11 protein-coding genes are annotated in these 12,142 nt (G+C 37.7%); 4 read left to right on the top strand and 7 right to left on the bottom strand.

What is annotated here, in order from left to right:
* Positions 1 to 16 precede the first annotated feature (16 nt).
* Both SLP02_RS10610 and SLP02_RS10605 read left to right on the top strand, forming a co-directional pair.
* A complete protein-coding gene (locus tag SLP02_RS10610; RefSeq protein ID WP_319420626.1) occupies positions 17 to 550 on the top strand; it encodes a hypothetical protein in 534 nt (177 codons plus the stop codon).
* Positions 551 to 584: 34 nt separating this feature from the next.
* Entirely contained in the window at positions 585 to 1,265 is a 681-nt protein-coding gene (locus SLP02_RS10605) for a hypothetical protein (protein ID WP_319420625.1), read from the top strand.
* 667 nt (positions 1,266 to 1,932) lie between these two features.
* Here the strand turns inward: SLP02_RS10605 and SLP02_RS10600 are convergent.
* The 3 genes from SLP02_RS10600 to SLP02_RS10590 form a co-directional block, all read right to left on the bottom strand.
* Positions 1,933 to 2,115, bottom strand: coding sequence for a hypothetical protein (locus SLP02_RS10600; RefSeq protein ID WP_319420624.1), 183 nt, complete (start codon positions 2,113 to 2,115; stop codon positions 1,933 to 1,935).
* Positions 2,116 to 2,254: 139 nt separating this feature from the next.
* Complete coding sequence (locus tag SLP02_RS10595) at positions 2,255 to 2,503, bottom strand: RNA recognition motif domain-containing protein (protein WP_319420623.1); 249 nt, start codon at positions 2,501 to 2,503, stop codon at positions 2,255 to 2,257.
* A 184-nt stretch (positions 2,504 to 2,687) separates the two neighbouring features.
* Positions 2,688 to 3,911 (bottom strand): aminotransferase class V-fold PLP-dependent enzyme, encoded by a 1,224-nt coding sequence (locus SLP02_RS10590; RefSeq protein ID WP_319420622.1) that lies wholly within the window; start codon positions 3,909 to 3,911, stop codon positions 2,688 to 2,690.
* 161 nt (positions 3,912 to 4,072) lie between these two features.
* On the opposite strand from SLP02_RS10590, the gene SLP02_RS10585 reads away from it, so the two are divergent.
* Complete coding sequence (locus SLP02_RS10585; RefSeq protein WP_319420621.1) at positions 4,073 to 5,608, top strand: TM0106 family RecB-like putative nuclease; 1,536 nt, start codon at positions 4,073 to 4,075, stop codon at positions 5,606 to 5,608.
* An 89-nt stretch (positions 5,609 to 5,697) separates the two neighbouring features.
* Positions 5,698 to 6,576, top strand: coding sequence for an SDR family oxidoreductase (locus SLP02_RS10580; protein WP_319420620.1), 879 nt, complete (start codon positions 5,698 to 5,700; stop codon positions 6,574 to 6,576).
* A gap of 130 nt (positions 6,577 to 6,706) precedes the next feature.
* Here the strand turns inward: SLP02_RS10580 and SLP02_RS10575 are convergent, their stop codons facing one another.
* The 4 genes from SLP02_RS10575 to SLP02_RS10560 all read right to left on the bottom strand — a co-directional run bounded on the left by SLP02_RS10575 (position 6,707) and on the right by SLP02_RS10560 (position 11,960).
* A complete protein-coding gene (locus SLP02_RS10575; protein WP_319420619.1) occupies positions 6,707 to 7,702 on the bottom strand; it encodes a sulfotransferase family protein in 996 nt (331 codons plus the stop codon).
* Positions 7,703 to 7,755: 53 nt separating this feature from the next.
* Positions 7,756 to 9,048 (bottom strand): hypothetical protein, encoded by a 1,293-nt coding sequence (locus SLP02_RS10570; protein ID WP_319420618.1) that lies wholly within the window; start codon positions 9,046 to 9,048, stop codon positions 7,756 to 7,758.
* A 655-nt stretch (positions 9,049 to 9,703) separates the two neighbouring features.
* Positions 9,704 to 10,909, bottom strand: a complete 1,206-nt coding sequence (locus SLP02_RS10565) for a glycosyltransferase family 4 protein (RefSeq protein WP_319420617.1) — start codon at positions 10,907 to 10,909, stop codon at positions 9,704 to 9,706.
* A 91-nt stretch (positions 10,910 to 11,000) separates the two neighbouring features.
* Positions 11,001 to 11,960, bottom strand: coding sequence for a sulfotransferase domain-containing protein (locus SLP02_RS10560; protein ID WP_319420616.1), 960 nt, complete (start codon positions 11,958 to 11,960; stop codon positions 11,001 to 11,003).
* Positions 11,961 to 12,142 lie beyond the last annotated feature (182 nt).

The following is a 12,142-nucleotide window of genomic DNA, read 5'->3' as shown; positions in this document are numbered from 1 at the left end:
ACAATAAATTAAATATATGTCTCAACAATCGCCATCAGCATCTGAACAATTAAAATCTACCTGGGGAAAGTTTTTGATCGAGCAAGCAGCGATCGCCACAAAAACTGAGTTGGAAGAAGCTGGGATCGAGCCTGAAAACATTACTTTAGAAGAGGAAGATTTTCAGCCACCAACAAGAATAGAAGATACAGGGGCGATCGCTAATCTTAAAACTGGTGCGATTACAGGGGCGGTATTAGGAGCCTTGATTGGTTTGTCTATCAGCTTAATTCTGACTAATTTCTCTGGTGTTGGGCTAGCAGCGTTTGAGAATTTCCAAACTATCCATTATCTAGCTCCTATAATGGGTGCAATAGTTGGTGCTGTAGGAATAAGTCTAATTTCTGGGCTAAGTGGTGCTAGCGTTCCTCAATTTAATTTAGATATCGGCGATCGCAGCGAAGGAAAAAAATATTTGGTGGTGGTCAAAGGAACTACAGAAGAAGTTAGCCTTGCTAGAGAAATCATCGATCGTCAAGGTGGTGTAGTCGAAGAAGCAGATAGACGATAATTTAATTTATCTTATTAAGACCAGGGTAAAAAATATGGAAACTACTTTAGAAGTGCGCTGGTTTGTTAGAGGAGTGCCACCAGCAGTTGTGCAGCGTTGGTTTAGACTTGAATGCCCAGGAAAATTATTAGAAAAGTTAGACACTAGAAAAGACTGGTATGCCTGTCAACAAAAAACTTTTGTAGATAAAATTGGCAGGTTTTCATCACGTGCCTTGAATCGTGACGAAGTTAACTTTAAATTGCGCCAGGGTAATCCTGAATTAAAACTGAGACAACAAGAATTCGGGACTTATGGGTTTGGGCATCAAAAGCGATCGCCAAGCCTGGATGCAGCTCAATCATTTATCTGTGAAGGCAAAGTCGAACAGTGGTGTAAATTCGGTGAACAAGAATTAAAAGACCCTACTTTTACTGCCTATGATTTATTATCTGAGACAGAATGGATCGGCATTGACAAAGAGCGCAGGCAAAAAATAGAACAAGGTGTAGCCAGTGAGTTGACTTGTCTAAAAATTAACAATGAACCCTGGTGGAGTATTGCTTTTGAACTGACTCAGAATAATGACGATCGACAACAAGATGCTTGCTTTAAAGAAGTTGTCGAAAGAGCTTGTCAAACATACTGTGGTCCCAAATTATCAGCAACTAATTCTTATGGCTATAGTCGCTGGCTGCTTGAGTTTGAAACCTATATCAACCTCAGTTCGGGTTAAGACAACTAATAGGAAGTAGCGCGAAGTTGCGTTGCGGTGAAGCAGTTGCGGTGGTGAGACACTTGCGTTGCGGACGGCAGTTTTTGAGGCGAGGAAACGCCCCCGTTTAGGGGGCTTGTTCCACTCGCCTGTTGGGACAGAATACTCTGACCCAACCTCGACAGTTCCTTTAAGCGGGGGAACCCCGCCAACGGACTCAGATGCGGACGAAGCGTCCTTTCTCGCAAAACACGCCTCGTCTATGACCCGTTGCGAGACACCCTCAACAGTCCTCTGCGGAGGGAAACCCTCCTGCAAGGCTGTTTCGCAAAACCGTTGCGGGGGTTCCCCCCGTTGAGGTACCTGCGGGGGGTACCCCTTGGTTGTCGAGGGCGAGCAAAGTGTCGAAAAGGTTCCCTGGCATAAGCAAAGGCACGAACCCGAAGGGGGTTGCCCCCGTTGCGAGACAGTCCGTTGCGCGGCTTCCCCGCGTTGAAGGAACTGTCGAGGGCGAGCAAACTTCGTAAGAAGGGAGTAGTAATTTACAAAATGTCCATCACGTTTATACGTAATTCTATATCTTTTTTGCTATTACCACGCTTATATATCCTTCATTCCACAAAAAAAGCTCTTTCAAGAAGTTATCTTACTTCATCCAAAGAGCTAGCAAACAAATTGTTTTTGTCTGTTAATTATTACTATTAGAAGTAGACTCAGAAGATTGATTTTCTTCTGTATCTTGTTTTTTATCGTTGCTGTTGTAGTTTTTTCGACCACGATTTCCATAACGGGTAGTTTGCTTACGGAATTTACGAGCGTTAATTTTATTTCGAGCAGCTTTTTCTTTTTTCGCGTTACGACGTTTAGCCATTTATAGTAGGATTCCTCATTACACAATAAAACGCTTCTGGGAGTCTCTAGTATAATATCTAGCTGCTCTCTAGAAGCGTAATTCAATTTAGCTTTAGAGTTTAAAAGCGATCGCGATTACCACCACCACTAAAAGAACTTCAATTTTCGCGAGGTCTTGCCTTGTTGACCTTAATCTCACGACCCATCCATTCTGCTCCGTCTAGAGTCTCAATAGCTTTATCTTCTTCTGCTTCTGTTTCCATTTCTACAAAGCCGAAACCGCGTTTGCGACCAGTTTCACGGTCAGTAGGAAGATGAACTCTTTTAACCTTGCCGTACTCTGCGAATATTTCGCTTAAATCTTCTTGGCTAACCTCATAGTTGAGATTACCGACGTAAATTGACATGAACCAATTGTCTCCTGAATGCACATTAGATGTAGAGAGCTAAAATTTCGGAAAAAAACCAAATCAATACTTTATGGAAGAACCTATCAATACTGAATACAAACTGGATTGCCGATCTTTATCTCAATATGAATCTTAACACTTTATCTTTAAAAAAGAAGATTTAAATACCTGCAATTAAAATTTATCTAACTGAAGATTGCAGATGACTTTTCAGCATACTAATTAAGCTATCTACTTCTTCAGATAAGGTCAAATAGTGAACACAGGCTCGGATACAGTCAGGGTCGGCAATGGTTCTAAGTAAGAATCCTTGCTTTTCTAGAGTATCTACCAAGTTTTTGTGTTTAATACCTTTTACTTGAAAAGAAACCAATCCTGCTTCGGGAGGAGTATGCTTAAGACAGGTAATTTGTTCTATTTGCTGTAATTGCTCCCAAAGATATTTACTAAGTTCACAAATTTTCTGATAGCGTTGTTTGGCTGTACCCCATTCTTGATGAGTTGCGATCGCACTTTTTAAGCCTTCATATTCAGCATAAGCGGAGGTAGCCACTTCAAATTTTGACCCGTCTTGTTTCCAGGCGACAGGCTTTCCTTGTGCATCCATCTCCAATCCTCGCCAACCAATAAAGGTAGGATTTAATTCAGCAAATGCTGCTTCACTAATATACAGCCCACCAACTCCGGCTGGACCACACCACCATTTATGTCCTGTAAAAGCATAGAAATCGACTCCCAGATCGGGTAGATCCAACGCCAACGAACCTACAGATTGTGCCGCATCGACCATCACCCTAATTCTCTGTTGTGCAGAAAAATCATGACATACTTGCGCTATTTCTTTAAGGGGTAATACCTGTCCTGTGTTCCAAAGCAGATGACTTAAAACTACAAGACGTGTATTAGCGGTTAGGTTAGCGCGAATTACCTCAACGGGATCGCCGTCGTTCAAAGTATCCATAATCGGACAAATAGCCACCTCTACCCCAAAGCGTCGAGAAATCTCTTCTACTGTGGCAATAATGCCTGGATGTTCGCAGTCTGTCATAAGAATGCGTGGCGTAGCCTTGCTATCAGACTGATTATCTTTTTGCCAATCAATACCCCACAGGGCAATATTACATCCTACCGTTACGTTCTCTGTGATGCTAATTGTCTGGGTAGGTGCGCCTAATTCGTCGGCAATTATTTCTCGTAAGGAATTGACTTTTTTGGTCAGCCAGCCATTAATTTGTCCCGAAAATGGTCCTACTTGCTGAATATATTGATGGGTGTCAATGATTGCTTCAAATGCAGCCTGGGGCATTGTCCCCTGACCACCAAAGTTAAAATAGGTCTTATTAATTAATCCAGGGAACTGTCGGCGATGTTCTTTAAGCTCGGTTGGGGATAAAATAGTAGACATAAATGAATTTTGCAATCTAGCGAACCATTGTTAGTATATCGATATTTATCAGTTAAGTTTCAAGGACACATTTTTATTTTTGGGGGAAGTAAGGCTATTTTGCCGATAGAAAGCAGGATATTTTTTCTCGTTCCCTCTTTATCTTGCTTTCTTCCTAAATAATGTTAATCACCGATCATCTTTTACTAAACTACAAACGCTGCAATCGTCGTACCTATCTAGAAATATACGGCAATCCGCAACAAAAAGATCCAGAGAAAGATTTTTTGCAGAAGTTAAAACGAGAAAATCAAACTCACATTGCCAACGTTATCAAAGAGAGATCCCTTGACTACTATAAGCCAGATATTTCTCGAAGAGATTGGCAGTTAAATAGTCAACAAACTCTCGCTTTAATGGCACAGGGAGTAGAATGTATTGCTCAAGGAAGTTTGAGCTTGACTTTTGCTCAGTGGCAAACTGCTTTGAGCAATTATACTTTCTCAAGTGAAATACAAGATGTCCAAGACTTTTTAACAGAAATCACCTTTGTTGCTGCACCAAGTTTATTAATTAGACAGCCAGGAAAATCTAAATTTGGCGACTGGGAATATTTACCAGTTAATATTAAGCTTGGTCGTCGAGCCAAACCAGAGTACAAGCTAATTAGTGCCTTTCACGCTCAAATCTTAGGCATTACTCAATCAGCAATTCCTGCTTATTCACAGCTAATTCTCAAAGAACACAACGATTATTATATCAACCTCGATCATTGGCTGATTAAGATGCAGCATGAGGTAACTGACTGCTTGGTTATGCTTGCTCAAAAACAGAAGCCCGAAGTGTTTATTTCCCGTCAAAGGTGTAGCCTCTGTAGCTGGTATGGCTATTGCCATGGGGTGGCAAAGTCAAGCAATCATTTGTCTTTAGTACCTGGAGTAACCCCGAAACGCTATGAGTATATGCAGTCAATGGGAGTTGATAGCGTTGAGTCTTTGATAAATGTTTCAGAAAAAAGCTTAGGGGAAGCTCTTACTGCTAGTGTAGCAAGGCAAATAAAACAGCAGATTACTGCTCTACAGAGCGATCGCGCTTTGGTAAAATCTAGTTTCGATTTGCTTAATACTCAACCTATTCCTAGTGGTGCGATCGAGCTATATTTTGATATTGAAGCTGAACCTGAGCGTCAAATCGACTATTTATTAGGAGTTCTGCTAGTAGATAGAACCACCAACACCGAGAAGTTTCATGCTTTTGTAGCCGAAGATGCAGCCGATGAAGAAAAAATATGGCAACAGTTTTTAAACTTTATATCTTTGTATCCTGATGCACCTATTTTTCATTACTCTGAATACGAAGCGGATACAATCAAGCGTTTAGCTCGACTTTATGATACACCGAAAGCTAAGACCAAAGAATTATTATCTCGCTTAGTCGATCTTCATTTATGGGTTACAAAAACGGTAGTTTTACCCGTAGAAAGTTACTCCTTAAAAGCCCTAGCTAACTGGATTGGTTTTTATTGGCGAGAAACTCAAGGTAGTGGGGATCAATCAGTCTGCTGGTACGATCGGTGGTTAAGTACTCAAGATCGAACCTGGCTAGAATTAATCTTAAGCTATAACGAAGATGATTGTCGGGCAACTCGCCATCTCAAAGATTGGCTCTTAGATTTTTTGGAGCATCAAAGAAACCAGCAGATTGCAGTTAACAAGTGAAAGAGCTTTTAAAGACTCTAAACAGCTTGGTTTAAACTAATAAGTAATAAATACTTTAAGACTTACGCCAGAATCATTTCGAGAAAATTATGACAAAATCTACAACACCAACAATTTTAATCACTGGCACAACTGGCAACATCGGGCGAGAGTTGACCAAACAACTACTCGCCCAAAAAGTTCCTTTTCGCGCCATGGTTCGCTCGACCAAGAAATTGGAGGCATTTTCTGAGATGGAAGGCGTAGAACTAGTTGTCGGTGATTTCAATGATGCAACCACCGTTGCTGATGCCTTGAAGGGTATTGAGCGGGCATTCCTTTTGACCAATTCTTCTGAACAAGCGGAAACTCAGCAGTCAACATTTGTCGAGGAAGCGAGTCGCGCTGGAGTTAAACAAATCGTCAAGCTATCGCAATGGGCGGCTGACACTAATTCACCCGTGCGATTTCTGCGCTATCACGCGGTGGTTGAAAATAAAATCAAAGAATCTGGAATTGCCTATACTTTTCTGCGTCCAAATTTATTTATGCAAGGTTTACTCGCTTTTCGGTCAACGATTGTCGATCAAAATAAGTTCTTTGCTGCCGTCGGTGATGCCAAGATCAGTATTGTAGATGTACGGGACATTGCAGCAGTCGCAGCAGCAGCATTGACTGAAGACGGACACGCTGGAAAAATTTATAATATTACTGGACCCGAAGCACTGTCGCATCAGGAGATGGCTGAAAAACTCTCTGCGGCTCTTAACCACAAAATACAGTTTGTGGATATTTCGCCTGAGTCAATGCGAGAAGCACTAATTAGTGTTGGATTTCCGAACTGGCAAGCCGATGGCTTAATTGAAGACTATGCACACTATCATCGCGGGGAGGCTTCAATCATTACAGCAGATATTAAAGATGCTACAGGTAAACCACCACATTCATTTGAAGAGTTTGCACGGGATTATGCTCCTAAATTTTCCTAATTAATTTGATTCAGGATCGAACAATTTCAAGTACGAACAGAATCAGCCATCAGAACTAATTTATTTTGCGCTTTGCGAGCCTTTCAATTACAAACTATGCGAGTTCCAGGCTTAATGGTTAAATTAGCTCTCAAGAATAACCTAGTGCAGTCATAGTTTGTTCAAATAGAGGAGCTAATTCAGGTGATAAGGAAAAAATCCGATTATTTTGACGGCTATTGAGAGTTTTTTTAGCATAATAAACCATTTTTTCATCAAATGGCAGCTCACAAAAATCTAGTAATTGTCTGAGGCTATTTTCAGGTTGAGCAACTAATTCTTCATATTTAAGTAGATAAACAACCTCTGGAAACTGTTCAACTAACTTTAAACCTTCTTGCATGGTCAAAATCCATTCGACTGCTGCCATGTGAGTATGATTAGAATAACCTTCAATGATTTTTAGGTTATGCTTAAAAACAGAATTTGTTGCAGCTATTTGTTCTATCAACAAATGCCATTTGCGATTATTTAAACCCCACCAATCATGGGTGTCGTTTTGGACATTAGTACCAAGGCGTTTTGACCATCCATCAATCGATTGACAGGTATCCCAACCGTTACGAGCTAAAAAGATAAATTTGGCATCGGGAAAAATTTGTCTTACAAAAGGAACTCGAAAAATTAGTTCTGGATATTTATCTACCAATCTAGAGGAAGCAACTGCTGTTAAATAAGCACCAAACAGTCGATGGGCTGTACGTTTAATTGAGTCTGTGGCATTTTCTGCTTCTAAACGATAGTCAGCTTTTCCTTGACTGTAGCTACCGATCAGGTCTTCTTCTGGATAAATTGTATGCCAAAGTGCTTTTGGTTCATTAAGAAAACCTACTTCTTTGTGCATAGATAAAACTATTCCCAAAATAGTAGTTCCGCTTCGTCCTGTACCAATAATAAAAATCGGTTTTTTGACTTTTTTAAGCTGTGGTAAACCTTGGGCGATCGCAAATAATTTAAAGATTAAGGGGTTGATCCATTGTCCCTTTGTAGTTAAAGGTCTACCTTCAAAAAGACCATAGCCAATCAGACGAGATAAAGCTTTAGTAGGTTTTGTTTTTATATATAGACTATCAAGTTGAGCAACCATATTTATAAAAACTATTAAATTTTTCGTATATTATCATCTTTTTTAAAAAATTATTACTTTTTGTTATTAGACATTTTAGTAACAGAATATGGGGGAAGGATGATTTTTGTTTTTGTATTACCTATTTTTTGCTGTAATATTCCTGGTCTAGTTACCAAGTCTCTGGGAGAACCTGAAATAGTTTCATAATTTATTTGGCTTTTAAATAAAGAACTAACTTCCAGTTCAATTTGACGATTAGATAAATTTAAAATTAGCGAACTTTTTTCGGTTTCATTAGTAAACATCCAACCATATAATGCAGGATAAGAAAATTCATCGTTACCAGTTAAGGTTAAATTCTGGGCAAAATCAATCTTCTGAGCATTAGTCATTCCTTCAGTAGCATCCCCTAACAATTTTAAGCTAGAACCTGTAGCTGAGAGGGCAAGAGGTTGAGATACGGTATTTTTATCACTAGGATTTTTAAAGCTTTTTTCGTTGGTGAGAATAGTTGAAAATTGAGAGCTACCAATCAGCATATGATTACAGGCTATCTCGATACGAGGATCTTCTAAGAAAAGCAAACTCATTGATAAGGTATACATTCCATGAATCCAACTTCCTGCAATTCTCTGTCTTTTTTCTTCTTGAGTTGTGTCAGTCTTTTCTATTAGATTGTATTCTGTAACCCAAATTTTCTTATTCTCAGGAAAATCCCTAATAGTATTACTAGTCTTGTACCAACTTTCAAAAGGCTCTCCTAAAATAAACGGAATATCTTCTTTAAGGAAATAAGGATATTTTTCAGTTGAGATTTTTCGGTTTGCCAAACCATTGCTAGGATATTTATGAATAGTTATGGCATCTGCTAAAGGCAAGGTTGTGGCGATAATTTCTTCATTCCATTTGTAACGTCGGCCTAAGCTATTTTTTCCTCTACTACCTACTCCAATTACGGCAATTTCTGCTTCAGGAAACTCCTGTTTTATTGCAGAAACCCATTGATTGGCTGTTTTGGCATAATCCTGAGGGCGAGGAAACATTTTACGATAATTTTTTGTGCCAAAGTAAAATTCATTACCAAGCTCTACGTATTTAACTGGCATCCCTAAATCTCTTGCTGTTTGTAGCATTTTTAGTTGAGATTTGAGATCGGAAGTAAGCATATTCAAAACAAATAATGGGGTTAAAGCATTTGTTTCAAATCCAGCATAAAAATCTTTAAGTTTACTTGCAGTATATTGACGGTCTTTATTTGTCATAAAACGAGGTAAACCGTCAGGTAAGCTACTAATGTCTTCTATTAGTCCCCCTTTCTGCCAATTCCAGTAATTGGATACAGATCCTCCTGGTATACGTATCATTCTCGGATTCAATTTATTAACTGAATTCCAAAATTTTTGGTCGTGCCAAGATTTGTTTCGCAGAGAATTTACATTAGAACATACATAATTAGGTGAAAGCGATCGAACAGAAGGTGAGAGAGTAGCTATAGAGAGTAGCTGAGAATTATTAGATTGAGTAAAAATTTGTTTCGTTTGAACCGGGGACGAATTATATTTTTTATTATTTATATTATTATCTATACAAGAAGTTGTTCCTAGTAAAAAGATAAGTGTTAAAACAAGCAGATTAATGAATTGAGATAAATGCCTAATGTTGCTATCTATTTTCATATTTAATAGCTGCTCCTAATTTTATTTGCTGTAAATCCATTTGGGCATTGTCTATTTCTATTTCAAACCAAGACAAAAAAGCTCCAAATCTAAACTAACTTAATGGTTTGATTGTATAACTATCTACATGAATAACCAAAAAAACCTTGATAACTTTTAAATTTGTTATTTTAACAATCTTTAACAAATAGTATATGAGTATAAGACAATAATTTGTTTGCAATTAATTTAGTCAATAATAAAACGATTTTATACTAGTTAATCAAAAAACTTATATTTGATTAACAGTTGCCAAATTATCAAAGTTTCTAAAACTATAAGCAAAACGTTTAATCAGTTTTTATTATAAAACCTTCTGGTAAACACTTATCAATTTTTGATAATGACTTTCTGGATTAAAATGTGTTTCTACCTTGCGTCTACCAGCTAAACCCATTTCCCTCGCCTGAGTCAAATGTTCAGCCATCCACAGCATTCGTTCTCGTAATTGTTCGGCATTCCCTGGATGTACGAGATGACCATCAATGCCGTCAGTTACTATCTCAGTCATTCCACCGATTTCGCTGGCAATTACTGGTCTTCCATGGGCAAAAGATTCAATCAAAGTTAAACCAAAAGTTTCGTACCATTGCGATGGGGTTATCGTACAAATACTATGGCGAATAAGTTTCTGTAACTCTTGCATGTGCTTAAATCCTAACAAAATTATATGATTCAGCTCTCTTTCTTGAATGAGTTTCTCTAGCTTTGGACGAACGGTGCCATCGCCTACAATCAATAAAGGAGTATCTTTAATTGACGATGCAGCTTCAATTAGCGTAAAAATTCCTTTAGATTGCTCTAATCTTCCAAAGTAAAGAAAGTATTCTCCTAGTGCTGTACTTGGTTGGTAATCTGATGCATCAATAAAATTATGTACTGTAGTTACTTTATCGGCCCGAAGACCTAATTCAATTAATTTTTCTCTTTGAAAATAACTAACTGCTATAAAATGATCTATTTTGTTGACTGAGCCCAACATTTTAGAAACATAAGACTCTACGGTACTTAAAATCGATCTTGATAAAGAACCTTTATTACATCTTTTTAAGGTTGCTTGCCAGAAAGCGTGGCCATTACAAGCTTGGCATACGTTACCATCAGAGAGAAGTGTATAAACAGGACAAACTATCTTGTACTCATGCAAGGTTTGCACTATAGGAACATCAGCTTTTTTGAGTGGCGACAAAATCGAAGCAGTAAGTTGACCATAGTAAATATGTAGATGTGCTAGATCGATTTGACGGTCGTATAATAAACTTTCCATAGATAGCGCGGCAGATCTTGAATATACGAATTCAAGTAAATCTTTTGGAGTTGGTTGCTCAAAATCTACCCTTTTAGGAAAATATTTAGACCAAGGAGTAATTTCGTTTTTAGCGTGTTCTGCAGCAAAAGGAATTACTTGGTGACCATGGTGATGTAACAACTGAGCAAGAGCAAATTGATATCGCTCCGCTCCACCTCTAATATGGTAATTTTGACCAGCATTAATGATTGTAAGACTCACTGATATTTTATTAGTTATAGGTTAGATATCAAATAGTTAAATAGGCTAATTTATATTTATAATTACTATGTTTGTAATTACTTATTTGTAGTTACCAGGGAATAGGACGAGCCAATAGATCTGCTAAAATTATCTTTTCTTGGTAATAATATTTCTCGAGTTTCTTTTGAATTGCTGCTGGAATTTTAACTGTTTCATCTGTAGAAACTGTATTGAGTCCATAATAAAGTGTGTCAAACTGGCGTCTTATTTGGCGCAAGAACACATGAATGGGTAGGTTATACGTGTATCCTCGAATGTTGGTACGAAAGCGTTCATAAGCACCGTGTAGTTTCGGATTTTTCATAGTTTTAGTCTGATTAAATATTTCAAATTTGTATTCATCGTAAAAAGCAGAATCAATGCCAGCAAAATCACAAATTTTTTTGCTCACAGAACGAGGAGATAGGCATAATTCTTCATAAAAACCAATATGGACATTATCATGACCAAATATTTCAAGATATGGCTGTAAGTAATTTGAATAACACCCTTGTTTGAGCTTACTGAAAAGGTGAGTTTGTGGAATAAATTCTGTTGGCTCTATACTAGATTGTTCTTCTAAATTAGAATTTTCTTGTTCAAACTGTTTTTCTACATATTCCTCAAATGTCATTTCTTTGGGAATGAATGCTCTTTGTTTAGCATATCTATACCAAGAAATTAGTCGAGAGATTGGTTCACGGAGAATAAAAATAACTTTGGTATTGGGTAATGATGTCTTAATTCTTTGAGGAGTACCCAACGAATAGAGATAATCAGGTGAAGCCTCTAGTCTTATATGTTCTGAATCTAATTGACTCTTAAAAAATGTATTGTATTTCTCCAAACCTTGTGACCAGTCAATCTCAGGTGATGGAAATAAGCAATTGTTATCGATAAAAAAACGAGTTTCTTTTCTAGTAGCAGCACAGATTTTCGGATGAACAGCTAGGTAATTAAATAAAGATGTTGTTGCAGCTTTAGTAGTACCGCCAATAATTAGATATTGATGTTCTTGCAAATAGGACATGGTAAAAAAAGAATTAGAAACTAAATTAAGATGATTCAATTCGATTATATTGTTTTATTGTAAAGTTTCCACTCTTTCTTGCTTATCTGCTTTTTTTTTATTAGTGAAATCATGTTAAAAAATCTGAAAAGATAATAAAAAGTCATAATCGATATTTGAACTTTGTCTAGCCATAACGCTTT

This window comes from Pleurocapsa sp. FMAR1 (assembly GCF_963665995.1).
In the GTDB taxonomy this organism is placed as follows: Bacteria; Cyanobacteriota; Cyanobacteriia; order Cyanobacteriales; family Xenococcaceae; genus Waterburya.
The sequence above is the reverse complement of the archived record's forward strand: the minus strand, read 5'-3'. Positions and strand labels throughout refer to the sequence as shown.